Source organism: Cellulosimicrobium cellulans, from assembly GCF_016907755.1.
Classification (GTDB): Bacteria; Actinomycetota; Actinomycetes; order Actinomycetales; family Cellulomonadaceae; genus Cellulosimicrobium; species Cellulosimicrobium cellulans_D.
Map to the genome: position 1 here is coordinate 3,119,682 of NZ_JAFBCN010000001.1, position 16,426 is coordinate 3,136,107.

The 16,426-nt window shown below is 73.9% G+C and carries 19 protein-coding genes; 8 read left to right on the forward strand and 11 right to left on the reverse strand.

What is annotated here, in order from left to right; all coding sequences use genetic code 11:
- Positions 1–19 precede the first annotated feature (19 nt).
- From JOE63_RS13615 to JOE63_RS13630, 4 genes are all read right to left on the reverse strand, one after another.
- Positions 20–811 carry a TetR/AcrR family transcriptional regulator gene (locus JOE63_RS13615; protein WP_204542138.1) on the reverse strand — a complete coding sequence of 264 codons (792 nt, stop codon included), beginning with the start codon at positions 809–811 and terminating at the stop codon, positions 20–22.
- A 235-nt stretch (positions 812–1,046) separates the two neighbouring features.
- Positions 1,047–2,357 (reverse strand): SPFH domain-containing protein, encoded by a 1,311-nt coding sequence (locus JOE63_RS13620; RefSeq protein ID WP_204542140.1) that lies wholly within the window; start codon positions 2,355–2,357, stop codon positions 1,047–1,049.
- A 65-nt stretch (positions 2,358–2,422) separates the two neighbouring features.
- The gene (locus tag JOE63_RS13625; protein ID WP_307840101.1) at positions 2,423–2,899 is read right to left on the reverse strand and encodes an NfeD family protein; all 477 of its coding nucleotides are present in this window, start codon (positions 2,897–2,899) and stop codon (positions 2,423–2,425) included.
- 73 nt (positions 2,900–2,972) lie between these two features.
- A complete protein-coding gene (locus JOE63_RS13630; protein ID WP_087472274.1) occupies positions 2,973–3,761 on the reverse strand; it encodes an ABC transporter ATP-binding protein in 789 nt (262 codons plus the stop codon).
- A 27-nt stretch (positions 3,762–3,788) separates the two neighbouring features.
- Here JOE63_RS13630 and JOE63_RS13635 point away from each other — a divergent pair, with 27 nt between their 5' ends.
- A complete protein-coding gene (locus tag JOE63_RS13635; RefSeq protein ID WP_307840102.1) occupies positions 3,789–4,622 on the forward strand; it encodes a hypothetical protein in 834 nt (277 codons plus the stop codon).
- 176 nt (positions 4,623–4,798) lie between these two features.
- Here the strand turns inward: JOE63_RS13635 and JOE63_RS13640 are convergent, their stop codons facing one another.
- The 4 genes from JOE63_RS13640 to glgA all read right to left on the reverse strand — a co-directional run bounded on the left by JOE63_RS13640 (position 4,799) and on the right by glgA (position 8,310).
- Positions 4,799–5,443: a hypothetical protein gene (locus JOE63_RS13640; protein WP_204542143.1), complete on the reverse strand. Its 645-nt coding sequence runs from the start codon at positions 5,441–5,443 to the stop codon at positions 4,799–4,801.
- A gap of 245 nt (positions 5,444–5,688) precedes the next feature.
- Positions 5,689–6,264 carry a DUF6318 family protein gene (locus tag JOE63_RS13645; protein WP_204542146.1) on the reverse strand — a complete coding sequence of 192 codons (576 nt, stop codon included), beginning with the start codon at positions 6,262–6,264 and terminating at the stop codon, positions 5,689–5,691.
- 355 nt (positions 6,265–6,619) lie between these two features.
- The gene (locus JOE63_RS13650) at positions 6,620–7,102 is read right to left on the reverse strand and encodes an SRPBCC domain-containing protein (protein ID WP_087472277.1); all 483 of its coding nucleotides are present in this window, start codon (positions 7,100–7,102) and stop codon (positions 6,620–6,622) included.
- Positions 7,099–8,310, reverse strand: coding sequence for a glycogen synthase (glgA, locus tag JOE63_RS13655; RefSeq protein ID WP_204542149.1), 1,212 nt, complete (start codon positions 8,308–8,310; stop codon positions 7,099–7,101). Before glgA ends, JOE63_RS13650 begins: the two co-directional genes overlap by 4 nt.
- A gap of 130 nt (positions 8,311–8,440) precedes the next feature.
- Between glgA and glgC the strand changes: the two genes are divergently transcribed.
- Both glgC and serB read left to right on the forward strand, forming a co-directional pair.
- Positions 8,441–9,682, forward strand: coding sequence for a glucose-1-phosphate adenylyltransferase (gene glgC / locus JOE63_RS13660; RefSeq protein WP_087472278.1), 1,242 nt, complete (start codon positions 8,441–8,443; stop codon positions 9,680–9,682).
- A 116-nt stretch (positions 9,683–9,798) separates the two neighbouring features.
- Positions 9,799–10,467 (forward strand): phosphoserine phosphatase SerB, encoded by a 669-nt coding sequence (gene serB, locus JOE63_RS13665; protein WP_307840317.1) that lies wholly within the window; start codon positions 9,799–9,801, stop codon positions 10,465–10,467.
- Positions 10,468–10,542: 75 nt separating this feature from the next.
- Here the strand turns inward: serB and JOE63_RS13670 are convergent, their stop codons facing one another.
- From JOE63_RS13670 to fabG, 3 genes are all read right to left on the reverse strand, one after another.
- A complete protein-coding gene (locus JOE63_RS13670) occupies positions 10,543–11,079 on the reverse strand; it encodes a SixA phosphatase family protein (protein ID WP_204542152.1) in 537 nt (178 codons plus the stop codon).
- Positions 11,080–11,093: 14 nt separating this feature from the next.
- Complete coding sequence (fabI, locus tag JOE63_RS13675) at positions 11,094–11,861, reverse strand: enoyl-ACP reductase FabI (protein ID WP_204542155.1); 768 nt, start codon at positions 11,859–11,861, stop codon at positions 11,094–11,096.
- Between the two features lie 143 nt (positions 11,862–12,004).
- Positions 12,005–12,730 carry a 3-oxoacyl-ACP reductase FabG gene (gene fabG / locus JOE63_RS13680; protein ID WP_047233142.1) on the reverse strand — a complete coding sequence of 242 codons (726 nt, stop codon included), beginning with the start codon at positions 12,728–12,730 and terminating at the stop codon, positions 12,005–12,007.
- Between the two features lie 210 nt (positions 12,731–12,940).
- Here fabG and JOE63_RS13685 point away from each other — a divergent pair, with 210 nt between their 5' ends.
- The 5 genes from JOE63_RS13685 to JOE63_RS13705 all read left to right on the forward strand — a co-directional run bounded on the left by JOE63_RS13685 (position 12,941) and on the right by JOE63_RS13705 (position 16,425).
- Positions 12,941–13,309, forward strand: a complete 369-nt coding sequence (locus JOE63_RS13685; RefSeq protein ID WP_204542157.1) for a DUF3099 domain-containing protein — start codon at positions 12,941–12,943, stop codon at positions 13,307–13,309.
- Positions 13,306–13,554, forward strand: coding sequence for a hypothetical protein (locus tag JOE63_RS13690; protein WP_087472283.1), 249 nt, complete (start codon positions 13,306–13,308; stop codon positions 13,552–13,554). The genes JOE63_RS13685 and JOE63_RS13690 overlap by 4 nt, the downstream gene beginning before the upstream one ends.
- Positions 13,551–14,609 (forward strand): SURF1 family cytochrome oxidase biogenesis protein, encoded by a 1,059-nt coding sequence (locus JOE63_RS13695; RefSeq protein WP_204542158.1) that lies wholly within the window; start codon positions 13,551–13,553, stop codon positions 14,607–14,609. Before JOE63_RS13690 ends, JOE63_RS13695 begins: the two co-directional genes overlap by 4 nt.
- A gap of 116 nt (positions 14,610–14,725) precedes the next feature.
- Positions 14,726–15,661 carry an ABC transporter ATP-binding protein gene (locus JOE63_RS13700; protein ID WP_204542159.1) on the forward strand — a complete coding sequence of 312 codons (936 nt, stop codon included), beginning with the start codon at positions 14,726–14,728 and terminating at the stop codon, positions 15,659–15,661.
- Positions 15,661–16,425 carry an ABC transporter permease gene (locus JOE63_RS13705; RefSeq protein WP_204542160.1) on the forward strand — a complete coding sequence of 255 codons (765 nt, stop codon included), beginning with the start codon at positions 15,661–15,663 and terminating at the stop codon, positions 16,423–16,425. Before JOE63_RS13700 ends, JOE63_RS13705 begins: the two co-directional genes overlap by 1 nt.
- Position 16,426 lies beyond the last annotated feature (1 nt).

Here is a 16,426-nt window from a genome sequence, read left to right on the forward strand (position 1 = left end):
CGTGGTGACGGAACGCCCGTCAGGGCGAGGGGTCGGTGGTGACGTCCGCTCCGATGCCGCCCAGGATCAGGTCGGCGAGCTGCACGGCGTCGAGCCTGTCACCGCCCGACAGGTGCGGCAAGGCGTTTCCGAACACCAGGGAGAAGACGGCGCGCGCCGCGAGCCCCGGGTCCACGCGCAGCTGGGCGCGGTGGTCGGCGAGCTTGCGCTCGATCGCCCCGACGATCTCGCGCGCGGAGCGCTCCCGCGCGTCGAACCCCGCGCGGCGCGCGTCCGGGCCGTGACCGGCGCGCCTCCGACGTGCGGCGTCGTCACGGACCTGGCGGTCGGTCCGCGGGCCGCCGTCGGGGCCGGCCCCGTGCCCGGACACGCGGTGCGGCTCGAGCACCTGGTGCGCCGCGGAGAAGATCCGCATGCCGACGCGCTGCGCCTCGAGGAGGAACTCGACGATGCTCACCACGAGCGGACGCAGGCCGTCGTCGTCGGGGAGGCACTCGATCGCGGCGACCGCGGGCGCCGGGTCGAGCGAGCGCACGACGGCGGCGTGGAGGATCTCGTCCTTGTCGGCGAACGCGCGGAACAGCGTCCCCTCGGCGACCCCGGCGGCGTCCGCGATCTGCCGGGTAGTCACGGCCGCCCCGTGCTGGACGAGCAGCGGGATCGTCGCGGCCGCGATCGCGTCGCGGCGCTCCTCGCGCGAGAGCGGGCGGGCGCGCGTGCGCTCGGGAGCGGGTGCGTCCAGGGGCGCCTCGGGCGCCACGTCGGACGACGTGTCGGGTGGTGCGTCCGACGGGACGGGGAGCCGTGTCACGATGGCGACGCTAACTGAGTGAGCACTCACTCGCAACGCCGTCCGCTCACGGCAGAACCCTCGTGCGACCGACGACGTGCCCCCGTCGCGACGCGCGAGAGCCCCGCACCCGGGAGGTGCGGGGCTCTGCGATGCGGGTCCGGCCTCCGCCGCGCGTCACGAGGACGGCGCCGGCGACGCTGGCATCAGCGCCGCGATGCCGCCCGCGTCGGCCACCCGGCGCCGACCACGGAGATCAGCGGTGCGGCGGGAACGACGGCGGCTGCTCGTCGGCGGGCGGCTCGTCCGCCCCGGGCGCGTCCTCCACGGGCGGCGGGGGCGGTGCGTACTGCGACGGGCCGCCCAGCGGGCGCGGCGTCGCGGCACCCGGCTCCGGCGGGCCTGCGCGGTGCTCACCGGCACCGCCCGGGTGCTGGCCGCGCTCCGTCTGCGGGTCGAACGGGAGACCGGAGCGCGTGCCCGCGCTCGTGGCGTCCGCGGTGGCCGCCTCGGCCTGACGACGCGCCTCGGCCAGCGCCTCCGACGGGTCGGTCAGCGACGGCACGCCGAACTTCACGCGGTCGCGCTCACGCTCGCGGCGCGCCTCGGCGCTCGCCTCGGCGGCCTCCGCGTCCTCGGCGGGCGTCGCGCTCGGCACGCCACCGCCGTCGATCCCCGGCACGCCGCCGAAGCCCTTGGCGATGGACCCGAGCGCGGCCGTGAACTCCGTCGGCACGACCCACAGCTTGCTCGCGGTGCCGTTCGCGATCTGCGGGAGCATCTGCAGGTACTGGTACGCGAGCAGCTTGGGGTCGGCGTCGCCCTCGTGGATGGCGTCGAACACCTGGAGGATCGCGCGCGCCTCGCCCTCCGCGGTGAGGATCTTCGACTGTGCGTCACCCTCGGCCCGGAGGATCGCCGCCTGCTTCTCGCCCTCGGCCGTGAGGATCTGCGACTGCTTGACGCCCTCCGCGGTGAGGATCGCGGCACGCCGGTCGCGCTCGGCGCGCATCTGCTGCTCCATCGAGCCCTGCACGCTGGGCGGCGGGTCGATGGACTTGAGCTCGACGCGGTTCACGCGGATGCCCCAGCGCCCGGTCGCCTCGTCGAGCACGCCGCGGAGCTGGCCGTTGATCTGGTCGCGGCTCGTGAGCGTCTGCTCGAGGTCCATCGAGCCGATGACGTTACGCAGCGTCGTGACGGTGAGCTGCTCGATCGCCGTGATGTAGTTCGCGATCTCGTAGACCGCCGACTTCGGCTCCGTGACCTGGAAGTAGATCACCGTGTCGATGCTGACCACGAGGTTGTCGGACGTGATCACGGGCTGCGGCGGGAACGACACGACCTGCTCGCGCAGGTCGACCGAGGCGCGCACGCGGTCGATGAACGGCACCAGCAGGTGCAGACCCGGTTCGAGCGTGCGGGAGTAGCGGCCCAGGCGCTCGACGATGATCGCGACCGCCTGCGGCACGATGCGCACCGCCTTGACGAGCGCGACGACGACGAAGATCAGGATCAGCGCGAGGACGACGTACGCGAGGATCGTTCCGGGACTGGGGTCGTTCATCGACTACCTCCTGGTCGTCGGCGCGACCGGTCGCCCGGCGGCGCGGTGCGGGTCGTGCCGGTCGGTCACGACCCGGTCGGGTGCTGTGCGGGCAGCGGCGCGACGACGGCGGTCGCGCCGTCGATCCGCACGACGCGCACCTCCGTCCCCACGGGGATCTGGGGAGCGTCGGGCTCGGTCCGCGCGGTCCAGACCTCGCCGACGAGCTTCACGCGGCCGCCGAACTCGCTCACGCGGTCGACGGCGAGCGCCGTGCGGCCCACGTGGGCGGCGACGTTCGTCTCCGTGAGCGGGACCCGCGAGCGCAGGTGGCGCAGGAGCCACGGCCGCAGGGTGAGCAGCAGGATGGCGCTCACGACCGCGAACGCCACGATCTGCAGCCACAGGGGCCCGCCGGCAGCGTTGACGCCGGCCGCGGCGAGCGAGCCGCCGGCCAGCATGATGAGCACGAGGTCGAGCGAGATGATCTCCACGAGAGCGAGGAGAAGCGCCGCTCCGACCCACCACAGCCAGTCCATCTCGACCCCCGTTCCCACGTGCACGCTTTACGTGTACTTTACCGAATTTCCGCCCGCGGTGCACGCATCCCGGTGCGCCGGGTCGAGGACGGGTGCGTCACACGCGCGCGGCGCGCGCCATCCAGCGTCCGCCGCCGTGCGCGACGAGGAGCGGGATGCCGAACGCGTCGCTGAGGTTCTCGGCCGTGAGGACCTCCTCGACCGGTCCGGCCGTGTGCACGACGCCGTCCTTGAGCAGCAGCAGGTGGGTGAACCCCGGCGGGATCTCCTCGACGTGGTGCGTGACGAGCACGAGCACCGGAGACGCCGGGTCGCCCGCGAGCTCGGAGAGCGCACCGACCAGCTCCTCGCGCCCGCCGAGGTCCAGCCCCGCAGCAGGCTCGTCGAGCAGCAGGAGCTCGGGGTCGGTCATGAGCGACCGCGCGATCTGGGTGCGCTTGCGCTCGCCCTCCGAGAGGGTGCCGAACAGGCGGTCCGCCAGGTGGTCGACGCCGAACGCGGCGAGCAGGTCGCTCGCCCGCTCCGCGTCGAACTCCTCGTACTCCTCGCGCCACCGGCCCGTGACGCCGTACGCGGCCGTCAGCACGACGTCGCGCACCGTCTCGTCGCCCGGGATCCGCTCCGCGAGCGCCGCCGACGCGAGGCCGATGCGCGGGCGCAGCTCGAACACGTCGACGCGGCCGAGCCGCTCGCCGAGGATGTCCGCCGTGCCCGCGGTGGGGTGCATGCGCGCGGACGCGATCTGCAGCAGCGTCGTCTTGCCGGCGCCGTTGCGGCCCAGCACGACCCACCGCTCGCCCTCGTTCACCTGCCAGTCCACCGCGTCGAGGATGGTCTTGGTGTCACGGCGGACCGTGACGCCCTTCAGGTCGAGAACCGCGCTCATGGTCACCGACCCTATAGGTTGGCCGACGTGGTCTCACACTCGTCCGAGGGCCCGCGCGACGCGACCGGCCCCGGTTCCGGTCCCGGCTCCGCGTCGAGCGCGGGCGCCCTCCCCCGCAGCGCGCTCCTCGCGCTCTGGCTGCGCGCGGCGCGCCTCGGCGACGAGGACGGGCTGGCCCGCCTGCTCCGCGCGGTGCAGCGCGACGACGAGCCGCACGTCGTGTCGGGGGCGCTGGGCGACCTCCGCCTGGAGGACCTGGCCGGGGCGTGGGCCGGCGACGCACGCGAGGTCGTGGCGCTCGCCCCGGTCCCCGGCGACGTCACCGGCGTCCCGCCCGAGGCCGCGGCACGCGCGACCGACGCCGGCGAGTGCGTCGTCGTCACCACGTCCTCCGGGTCGTGGGCGCTCGTGCCGGAGGTCACCGAGTTCGGCAGCGACCTCGAGCCGGGCCACCTCGTGACGTGGCACGTGACGTCGGTCGGCCCGTGGAGCACGCGCGTCCTCGGCGCGCTCGGCTCGCTCGCCGAGGCCGAGCGCGACCTGCGCACCGCGCTGCTCCTCGCGACCCGCGCCCTCGACGAGCTCGACGTCGCACGCTGGCGCGACGACGCCGCCGGAGCCATCGCCGACCTGCGCGCCGGCGGCGCCCCCACCTGGCAGCTCCCCGCGACCGTCCCGCCGCGCGCCGTCCAGGTCCTCACCCAGGCCGTGCGCCTCCGCGCCATCGTCGACCTGGCCACCGCCGACGACGGCGGGTCCGTCAACCTCTGGCAGGCCGACCAGCGCTCCACCGCCCTGCGCGAGGTCGACCGCGCCTCCCGCCACGCCGTCGGCGCCGCCACCCTCTGGATCGCCTCCTGACACTCCGCGAGATCGACCCGCACGTCGCGAGATCGGCCTTCTGAGGGTCGGTCTCGCACGTCGGGTCGATCTCGCGGGTGGTTCGGCGAGGTGGTTCGGCGAGATGGTTGGGCGGTGTGGTTCGGAGGTGTCGTCCTGGTGCTCGACGACGGTGCGGCCCGTCGGGTGCAGGGGTGCTACCCGGACAGGTTGTCGGTGACGAGGCGGGAGCGGGCTTCGTAGACGCGCAGGGGGTCGGCCGTGCTGGTGGTGGTCGCGGTGCCGGTGACGTCGGTCCAGGTGGTGGTGCCGGTGATGCGGAACTGCCCGGACCAGGTCGTGGTGAGCGTGATCTGGATCTGCTCGGCCGGTTGGTCGTAGGTGTGCGCGACCGTGTGGTGCGGGTAGGGCGCTCCCGGGTCGGTCGTGGACAGCGGGGCGGTGCCGTCGCCGTAGTCCCACGCGTACGTCCGCGGGGTGGCGCGGATCTGCACGGGGATGCCGAGCAGGGTCGTGTCCAGGGTCTGCTCGCCGGGCTGGGTGTAGGTGATGGTGGGGACGTTGACCAGGGTCCACCCGTCCGGGGGCTGCACGATCACCGGGGACGGCGCGATGGTCAGGGTGCGGAACGCGGCCTCGGCCTCGCCGGCCAGGTCGGCCGCGCCCACGCAGGACCCGTCGGCGACGAGCTCCCAGGCCGAGACCGCGGTGCGGGTGCCCTCGTCGGTGGTGGTCCAGGTCTGGCGGAACAACGGCTCCATCGCGACCTGGTCCGGCGTGCACCCCGGGTCGAACCCCGCCGGGCTCTGCCCGTCCGGGCACGCGGGCACGAGCCCGGGCAACGTCGTGGCGTGGTCACCGTCGTAGCACCGGTACGCCGGCCCCCGCCGGAACGCCTCCGACGCCGGACCACCACCCGCCGCCGCCGGCACGTACTCCGCCCCACCATTCGGCCCCGCCGTTCCGTGGAGTATTGCCTTGTCGCCGCCCAGTTCACCCCAGATTTCCGCGTCCCCTGTTCCGGCTGGGGGTGTGACGTTTGCGACGATGACGCCGACGAGGCCGGCAAGGGCCACCAGAGTCGTGCTCATTCGGCACTCGTCACAGCAAGAACGAGCCAGCCGTCAGCAAGGTGCTTCATATCGATCTGCAGCTTTCCGCTCGCCCCTTGGTCCTCGGAGACGACTGAGCCGTCCGCTGCGACCCGCTTGTGAGGCGACTGCACGAAGTCGAAGAGGACTGGAAATCCGCCAACGAAGTCGTCGTACAACCCCACGTCTGGGTTGGTCACGTCGATGCCGGCTCCCGTGAACGAGTCGTTGTTTGCACGGACTTCGCCGGCCCGATCGCGGACGCTGGTGCAGAACGTGCATGTCTCAGCCCAGGTCATCGCGTCCCACTCGGCGGTGTCACCCGTCGCGAGGACATATGCGTACAACGACAGGAAGTACTCCGCCGCCGCGGCGGCACCCTCCGCGTCGTCGCGGTCCATCGCCGCGGGACGTTCCGGCTTCGCCGGTCCGGTCTCGGTCGGCGACGGCTCGGACGGCTCCGACTCTGACGGCGATGGCACGACCGGCTCGTCGACCGACGGCGACGGACCGGCGTCGCCGCCCCCGGTGCACCCGGCGACCACCCACCCGACCGCGACGACGACGCCCACGGCGAGCGACCGCCGTCGGGCACGGGACAGCACACGAGAACGACGCACGAGACCCCCTGCTGATCGATGCGAACCACCCGGCACGTCACTTCGACGAGGCGTGCGGGCTGCCCAGCAACCTAGCGAAGTCGCCCGGCCGACGGAACCGCACGTCCCGCCCTGTGGACGACGAGGGCGCGTGGGCCCGCTCCCCCGCAGAGGGGCATCGCGGACCCGCGGACCGGCAGGTCACGGGCGACGTCACCTCGGTCGCGGGGGTGAGAAGCGAGACGTGGCCCGTCGTGGGGCGACCCGGAGGGCCACTTCTCACGACTCGCCGACTGCCCGGCCCGTGACGCCCCGCGCGAACCCGCCGTCAGGTGCGCGACGTCACGTGCGCGTCGAGGTGCGCGAGCGAGGACGCCATCCCGGCGGCGTGGTCCTCCGGGGAGATCCCCGGCGGCACGCCCGTGGCCCGCACGGTGACCCGGGCACCGTCGCCGTCGGGCTCGACGGTCCAGGTCATCGTCATGGTCCCGGCGAACGCCGGGTCGTCGGACGCGAAGTCGACCTGCTGCACGACCTTCCGGTCCGGGACGAGGTCGACGATCGCGACGTCGACGACGTCGGTCCCCTCGCCGGTCTTGCCGGGTTCGGCCCGCGGGTCGTCGTAGGCGAGGACCATGCGGTATCCGCCCCCGGGGCGCAGGTCGAAGTGCTCGAAGCGGCCCGTCATGCCGTCGGGGGGCAGCCACGCGGCGAGCGCGCCCTGGTCGACGAGCGCGCGGTAGACGTCGCGGGGCGCGGCGGCGACGAGTCGTGACGCCTCGTCGACCCGGCCGGACCCCGCGCTGGTCACGACTGCCCCAGCACCGTCTGGTACACCTCGAGGGTCCGTTCCCCGATCGCGTCCCACGCGAAGTGGTCCTCGACCCGCTGCCGGGCGGCGCGGCCCATCGCGGCGGCGCGCTCGGGGTCGCTCACGACCTGGGTCAGCGCGGCGGCGAGGTCCGCGACGAACCGGTCGGGGTCGAGCGGCGTGCCGGTGCCGTCGTCGGCCTGGTCGATGGGGACGAGCAGGCCCGTGACGCCGTCGTCCACGACCTCGGGGATGCCGCCCGTGGCGGTCCCGACGACGGGCAGGCCCACGGCCATGGCCTCGAGGTTGACGATGCCGAGCGGCTCGTACACGGACGGGCACACGAACACGGTGGACGCGGCGAGCACCGCGACGAGCTCGGCGCGCGGGAGCATCTGCTCGATCCAGACGACGCCGCTGCGCTCCTTCTGCAGCTCGGCGACGGCGCCGCTCACCTCCGCGGCGATCTCCGGGGTGTCGGGCGCGCCGGCGCACAGCACGAGCTGGACGTCGTCGGGCAGCGAGCGCGCGGCGCGCAGCAGGTAGGGCAGGCCCTTCTGCCGCGTGATCCGGCCGACGAACACGACGGCGGGGCGGTCGGGGTCGATGCCGAGGTCGCGCACGACCCGTGCCGCGACGTCGGTCTGCGTCCCCGGCTCGGGGCGCCGCCAGCCGTCGAGGTCGATGCCGTTGTGCACCACGTGCACCCTGGCCGGGTCGACCTGCGGGTACACGCGCAGGATGTCGTCGCGCATGCCGCCGGACACGGCGACGATCCCCGCCGCGCCCTCGTACGCGGTGCGCTCGGCCCAGGACGACAGCGCGTACCCGCCGCCGAGCTGCTCGGCCTTCCACGGGCGCAGCGGCTCGAGCGAGTGCGCGGAGAGCACGTGCGGGACGCCGTGCAGCAGGCCCGCCAGGTGTCCGCCGAGGTTCGCGTACCAGGTGTGGGAGTGCACGAGGTCGGCGCCCGCGACGTCGTCGGCCATCTGCAGGTCGACGCCGAACGTGCCGAGCGCGGCGTTCGCGCCGGACAGGACGCCCGGCACCGAGTAGCCGGTCACGCCGTCCTCGCCGCGCGGGCCGTCGAAGCAGCGCACGCGCACGTCGACGTGGCGGCGCAGGACGGCGGACAGCTCGGCGACGTGCACGCCGGCGCCGCCGTAGACGTGCGGCGGGTACTCACGGGTCAGCAGGTCCACTCTCACGCGCCACACCGTAGCCGAGTCCCCCGTCGCGGTCCCGTGATGACCGCCGACGCGGGGTGCTCCCGACGCGCCGCGCCCAGGATGCGGGTCCCTGCTGCGTGGTGCCACCCCGAGGGGCTACCGTCTGGGCATGGCCGCCGCACCACGAGTCCTCGCCATCGTCCTCGCCGGGGGCGAGGGCAAGCGCCTCATGCCGCTCACCGCCTCCCGGGCCAAGCCCGCGGTGCCGTTCGGGGGCATCTACCGCCTCGTGGACTTCGCGCTGTCCAACCTCGTGAACTCGCACTACCTGCGCATCGTCGTGCTCACGCAGTACAAGTCCCACAGCCTGGACCGGCACATCACCAAGACGTGGCGCATGTCGTCGCTCCTGGGCAACTACGTGGCGCCGGTGCCCGCGCAGCAGCGCGTCGGCAAGCACTGGTACCTCGGTAGCGCGGACGCGATCTACCAGTGCCTCAACATCATCGACGACGAGCGCCCGGACATCGTCGTCGTGGTCGGCGCGGACCACGTGTACCGCATGGACTTCTCCCAGATGGTCGACGCGCACGTCGAGTCGGGCGCACAGCTCACCGTCGCGGGCATCCGCCAGCCGATCTCCATGGCCGACCAGTTCGGCGTCATCGAGACCGACGCGAAGGACCCGACGAAGATCGCCGCCTTCCGCGAGAAGCCCCAGGACCCGGTCGGCCTCGCGGACTCGCCCGACGAGGTGCTCGCGTCGATGGGCAACTACGTCATCGACACGGACGCGCTCGTCGAGGCCGTGACGTCGGACGCCGCGAATGCGGACTCGCGCCACGACATGGGCGGCGACATCGTGCCCGCGTTCGTCGAGAAGGGCACGGCGGCGGTCTACGACTTCATCCGCAACGACGTCCCCGGCTCGACCGACCGCGACCGCGACTACTGGCGCGACGTGGGGACGATCGACTCGTACTACGACGCGAACAAGGACCTCATCGCCGTCACGCCGGTCTTCAACCTCTACAACGAGGAGTGGCCGCTGCACACGGGCTACACGGGCCTGCCGCCCGCGAAGTTCGTGCACGCGGGCCGCGGGCGCCTCGGGCACGCCGCGGACTCGCTCGTCTCGCCCGGCGTGATCATCTCGGGCGCGACGGCGGTCGGCTCGGTCCTCTCCCCCGGCACCTACCTGCACTCGTGGTCGTCCGTGTCGGACTCCGTGCTCATGGACGGGGTGCAGGTGCACCGCCACGCACAGGTCCACCGCGCGATCATCGACAAGAACGTCGTCGTGGGCGAGCAGGCCCGCATCGGGCTCGACCCCGAGCAGGACCGCGCCCGCGGGTTCACCGTCACCGAGTCCGGCATCACGGTCGTGCCCAAGGGGACGGTCGTCGAGTGACGCCCTCCCCCGCCGGCGTCGTGCCCGACGCCGTCCGCGTCGCGCTGCCCGTCGACGCGCCCGCCGAGGTGCCCGCCCCGGGCGCCGACGAGACCGACACCGCGAGGAGCCCCCGCGTGACCCCCGACCCCCCGAGCGGTCCCGTCCGGCTCCTCGTCATGGACGTCGACTCGACGCTCATCGAGCAGGAGGTCATCGAGCTCCTCGCCGACCACGCGGGCACGCGCGCGGAGGTCACCGAGGTGACCGAGCGCGCGATGCGCGGCGAGATCGACTTCGGGGCGTCGCTGCGCGAGCGCGTCGCGACCCTCGCCGGGGTGCCCGTCGAGGCGTTCGCCGACGTCCGGGCTCGCGCGACGTTCACGCCGGGCGTGCGCGAGCTCGTCGCCGAGGCGCACCGCCGCGGCTGGGAGGTCGGGCTCGTGTCGGGCGGCTTCGAGGAGATCGTGGCCGACCTCGCCGCGGAGCTGGGGATCACGCGCTTCCGCGCGAACCGGCTCGAGGTCGCCGACGGCCGGCTCACCGGTCGCACGACCGGCCCGGTCGTGGACCGCGCCGCGAAGGAGGTCGCGCTGCGCGAGTTCGCGGCCGAGCTCGGCCTGCCGATGAGCGCGACGATCGCCGTGGGCGACGGTGCGAACGACCTCGACATGATCGGCGCCGCCGGCATCGGCGTCGCGTTCGCCGCGAAGCCGGTCGTGCGGGCCCAGGCCCCCTACGGCGTCGACGGCCCCCGCATCGACGCCGTCCTCGACGTCGTCGACCGGGTGGACGCCGCGCGCTGAGCCGCGCCCCGCACGCGAGAGAGCCCTGGTCCGTGCGGACCAGGGCTCTCTCGCGTCACGAGCGGGACGCGACGGTCAGGACGGGCGACCCACGTAGGTGAGCAGCGCCCCGCGGGGCACCCAGGCGTCCCAGGCCGTCGCCGACTCCAGCACGGAGTACGTCGCGGTCGGCACGCCGACGCGCACCTGGGCGAGCACCCCGCCGTCGGAGGCGGGGTCGGCCAGGTGCGACGCCGTCGCCGCCATCGTGGGCTCGTGCCCGACGACGAGCAGCGTGCGCACGCGCGAGTCCGTCGTCCGGACGAGGTCCAGCACGTCGGTCACGTCCGCCGCGTAGAGGTCGTCGCTCACCAGGACCTCCGGGTCCACGTCGCCCAGGTGGGCGGCGAGCAGCTCCCAGGTCTGGCGCGTGCGCAGCGCCGACGAGCACAGCACGCGCTCGGGCACGAGCCCCGTCTCGCGCAGCGCGCCGCCGACCCGGACCGCCTGCCGCCGCCCGTTGAGGGCGAGGGGACGCAGCACGTCGTCGACGCTCCCGCCGCCGGGCTCCGCCTTCGCGTGGCGCAGGAGGACGAGGCGGCGCACGCCGCCGTCGGTGGTCTCCGCGCCCATGCTCTCCTCCTGACTCACTGCCCCATGGCGTGCACGCCGCCGTCGACGTGCACGATCTCACCGGTCGTCGCCGGGAACCAGTCGGAGAGGAGGGCGACGACGGCGCGCGCGGCGGGCTCCGCCGTCGTCTGGTCCCAGCCGAGCGGCGCGCGCTTCGGCCAGCCGTCCTCCATCTGCTCGAAGCCGGGGATGGACTTGGCGGCCGTCGTGCGGATCGGGCCCGCGGAGACGAGGTTGGCGCGGATGCCGTCGGGGCCGAGGTCGCGCGCGAGGTAGCGGTTCGCGGACTCGAGGCCGGCCTTCGCGACGCCCATCCAGTCGTACACCGGCCAGGCGAACTGCGCGTCGAACGTGAGACCGACCACGGCGCCGCCGTCCGTCATGAGCGGCTTCGCGGCGACCGCGAGCGACTTGTAGGAGAACGTCGAGACCTGGAGCGCGGTGGCCACGTCCTCCCACGTCGCGGCGAGGAAGTTGCCGCCCATGACGCTCTGCGGGGCGAAGCCGATCGAGTGCACGACGCCGTCGAGGCGGTCCGTGTGCTCGCGGAGGGCGTCAGCGAGGCCGGCGAGGTCGTCGTCGTTCGTCACGTCGAGCTGGACGACGGGCGCCTCGACGGGCAGGCGCTTGGCGAAGGCCTGCGTGAGCTTCATCTGGCGGCCGAACGAGGAGAGCACGACCTCGGCCCCCTCCTCCTGCGCGAGGCGCGCCGCGTGGAACGCGATCGAGGAGTCGGTGAGCACTCCGGTGATCAGGAGCTTCTTGCCGTCGAGCAGACCCATCGGTTTCCTTCCGTCGTGCACCCGCCGTGCGGGCGCGCTGAGGCTGAGCGTACTGAAAGAGAGGGGGCGCGGGGGCGCCGGTGACCCGCGGACGTGACCCTCACCATGATGAGGCTCCCGTGCGGGCCGGGTCGCGGGTCCGCTCAGTGGCCCATGCCGAGGCCGCCGTCGACGGGGATGACGGCCCCGGAGACGTACGCGGCGTCGTCGGACGCGAGGAACTGCACGACCCCCGCGACCTCGTCGGCCTGGGCGAAACGCCCGGCGGGGATCGCGGCCTTGTAGGCGGCCTGGCGCTCCTCGGGCAGCTCGGCCGTCATCGCGGTGTCGATGAAGCCGGGCGCCACGACGTTCGCCGTGATGTTGCGCGACCCGAGCTCGCGCGTGATCGAGCGAGCCATGCCGACGAGCGCGGCCTTGGACGACGCGTAGTTGACCTGACCGGCGCCCCCGTAGAGGCCGATCACGGACGACACGAGCACGATGCGGCCGCGGCGCAGGCGGATCATGCCCTTGCTCACGCGCCGCACGCAGCGGAACGTGCCGGTGAGGTTGACGTCGATCACGGACTCGAAGTCCTCGTCGGTCATGCGCAGCAGGAGCTGGTCGTGCGTCACGCCCGCGTTCGCGACGAGCACCTCGACCGGCCCGAGCTCCTTCTCGATCTCGGTGAACGCGGCGTCGACGGCCGCGGTGTCGGTGATGTCCGCCACGGCGCCGAACACGCCCTCGGGCAGGTCGCCGCCGCGGTAGACGGTCGCGACGCGGTCGCCGTTCGCCACGAACCGCTCGGCGATGGCGCGGCCGATCCCCCGGTTCGCGCCGGTGACGACGACGGTGCGCGGGGCGGGTGCGGTGGCTTCGGACACGGTGCGGCTCCTCGGGACGGTCGGGTGGGTCGGCGGCCGGGGACGGGTCCCGCACGGCCGGTGCCGGGTGGGCCTGGCGCGGGCTCGTGACAGGCCCGCGCGAACGCGCCGCACCGACCGTACCGTGCCCTGGCGCCGCCGTGCGCGGTGCGGCACGGTCACAGCGCTCCCCCACACTTTGTGGGGTCCCGACAAACGTAGACTGGCCGTGTGAGCACACGACGCACGGCCCGGAGGTCGGCCGAGGCGGTCCCGAGCATCACGTCAGCCCCGGAGCCCCTGGCCGCGGACCAGGCGCGGCGTGAGCGCAAGTACCTCATCCAGATGGGCATCCGTCTGGTGTGCATCTTCGGCGCCATCCTCGCCCAGGGCAGCTGGCTGACCTGGGTCCTCGCCGTCGGCGCGATCGTCCTGCCGTACAGCGCGGTGCTCATCGCCAACGCCGGGCGTGACCAGGCCCGGTACGACACCTCGCCGATGGAGCACCACGCGCTGCCCTCGGCCGGGGTGCCGGGATCCCACGGGATCGCCGGCGCAGGACCGCGCGACACGCAGGATCACGAGGAGGACCACCGGTGACCGACGTCCTGGGCCTCGCCGACCCCGTCGGCGAGGAGGAGCTGGTGTGCAGCGCCAAGGGCTGCCGCGAGGAGGCCGTCTGGGGCCTGCTGTGGAACAACCCCAAGATCCACACGCCCGAGCGGCGCAAGGTCTGGCTCGCGTGCGACGCCCACCGCGAGCACCTGGAGACGTTCCTCGGCGCCCGCTCGTTCTGGCGCTCGACCGTGCCCGTCGACGAGCTCGAGCGCCGGGCGGCCCCGTGACGCAGGCCGCACCACCCGGCCCGGCACAGGTCTCCCCCGGGGGCCCGACGCCGGAGCGCGCCACCGCGGACGCCCACCAGCCCCGCACGCCCCGGCAGTGGGTGACTCTCGCGGTCGGGGTCGTCGTCCTCGTCGCGCTGTGCCTCGTGGCGGGGCGCTGGCAGTGGAACCGCTACGTCGCGCGCGAGGCGGAGATCGAGCGCATCGAGACGAACTACGCGTCCGAGCCCGTGCCGGTCGACGCCGTCCTCGACGGTCCGGGCGCCACGCTGGACGAGGCCGACCTCTGGCGCCCCGTGACGCTCGTCGGCCGCTACGAGACCGACGCGACCGTCCTCCTGCGCAATCGCCCCGTCGGTGGCAGCCCCGGCTTCCACGTGCTCGTCCCGTTCGTGACGAATCCCACGGCCTCCGCGCCCGACGGGTTCGTCGTGGTCGTGGACCGCGGGTTCGTCCCGCTCGGCACGGACGCCGTCACGCCGGGGGACGTCCCCGCGCCCCCGGAGGGTGAGGTCGAGGCGACCGTCACGCTGCGGGGCGACGAGCCGCCGTCCGGCCGGGACGCTCCCGACGGGCAGGTCCAGGCGATCGCGACCGACCAGGTGCTCGCCGCAGGGCCCGACGGCACCGCGTGGGCCGAGGGTCGGACCGTCGGCGCGTACGGGCAGCTCCGCACGGAGGTGCCGCCCGCGGCCGAGACGCTGGAGGCGCTGCCCAAGCCCGACACGGACCCCGGGTCGCACCTGTCGTACGCGTTCCAGTGGGGCGTGTTCGCGATCGGGGCGCTCGCCGGCTTCTGGCTCCTGGTCCGCCGCGACCGGCGCGACGCGCGCGGCGAGGAGACGACGCTCACCGCGGGCGACCTGCTCGCCGCCCAGGACCCCGCGACCGCCCGCGCTCGTCGCGAGCCGCGCAGCCGTCGGCCGAGCGCCGAGGACGAGGAGGACGCGCTCATCGACGCCCAGCTGGGCTCGCACCCCGGTCCGCCGAGCGGTCGGGCCGACGAGACGAGCTCCGAGCGCGAGATGCAGCGCGAGCGCCCGCCACTGCGGTAGCCATGCTCGCGTGCCGGCAGGGTCGCGGGTCCACCGAACGGTGGAGGCGCGCGTCCACCTCGGCAGAGCCGTGACGGTCGATGTGGCCCTGTGCCCGGCGACCGTAGCGTCGTCGCATGACCGCTCTGGAAGTGCGCAACCTGCACAAACGCTACGGGCACCGCGTCGCCGTCGACGACGTGTCGCTGACCGTCGAGGACGGCGAGATCTTCGGCATCATCGGGCCGAACGGCGCCGGGAAGACGACGACCCTGGAGTGCGTCGCCGGCCTGCGCACGCCCGACTCCGGATCCATCTCGGTGCTGGGTCTCGACCCGGCCACGGATCGCGCCGAGGTGCGGGAGCGGCTGGGCGTGCAGCTGCAGGAGAGCAGCTTCCCGGACGCGATCACGGTCGCCGAGGCGCTCGACCTCTACGGCTCGTTCTACCGGGACCCCCGCGACTGGCGCGAGCTCATGGAGCTCCTCGACCTCACCGAGAAGCGCGACACCCGGTACAAGGCCCTGTCCGGCGGGCAGAAGCAGCGGCTGTCGATCGCGCTCGCGCTCGTCGGCGGCCCGAGGGTCGCGATCCTCGACGAGCTCACGACGGGGCTGGACCCGCAGGCGAGGCGCGACACGTGGAGCCTCGTCGAGCGCGTCCGGGACACGGGCGTCACGATCGTCCTCGTCACGCACTTCATGGACGAGGCCGAGCGCCTCAGCGACCGGATCGCCGTCGTCAGCGGTGGGCGGGTCGCGGCGGTGGACACGCCCGCGGGCCTCGTCGCGCAGGCGAACGCCGCGCAGCAGGTCCGGTTCCGCGTGAGCCAACCCCTGGACAGGAGCGTCCTGACCGGGCTTCCCGAGGTGACCGACGTCGAGAACACCGCGGACCGCTGGCGGGTCACGGGCCGCGGGCAGCTCCTGAGCAGCGTCGCCGGGGCTCTCGCCCGGGCGCACGTCGTGGCGGAGGACCTCCGCGTCGACCAGCGCACCCTCGACGACGCGTTCGTCGCCCTGACGGGGCGACCCCCGGGGTCCGGGGACGCCTCCGCGCGGAGGGCCCGCTGATGCCCGCGCTCCGGAAGCTGGTCCGGGTCGAGACGAGGCTCTTCCTCCGGGACTCCACGACCGTCGTCTTCGGCGTGCTGTTCCCGACGGCGCTCCTGCTCGGCCTCGGCACGATCCCGGCGCTCAGGGAACCGACGCCGGAGACCGGCGGCCTCCGGCCCATCGACGTCTGGGCGCCGACCGCGCTGGTGTTCGGGATGGTGATGATCGCGGTGCAGCACGTCCCGGCGGTGATCGCGACGTACCGGGAGCGCGGCATCCTGCGCCGGCTGTCGACCACCCCGGCGCACCCGCGGAGCGTCCTGCTCGCGCAGGTGATCGTCGCGTTCGCCTCCGTGGCGGTCTCTGCGGCGCTCCTGGTCCTCGCCGCATGGGCGGTCCTGGACGTCGCGCCGCCGGAACGACCGCTGGAGTTCGTCGTCGCGTTCGTCGTCGGCTACGCGGCGCTGCTCGGGCTCGGGCTGGTCTCCGCCGCGGTGGTCCGCACGAGCAGCGCGGCGAACCAGGTCGGCACCCTCCTGTTCGTCGCGCTGATGTTCTTCGGCGGGGCGTTCCTCCCCCGCGTCCTCATGCCCGACCTGCTGCGCGCGGTCGGCGACGTGGTCCCACCGGGCCTGCAGGCCCTGACCACGGCGTGGTCCGCAGAGGCGGGTGCGCTCACGGCCACGGCCGGCGGGCAGCCGTTCTGGCTGCAGATGGCCATAATGGCGGGCATCGCGCTGGTCGCGGGCGCGGTCGCCGCGAAGCTCTTCCGCTGGGAGTAGA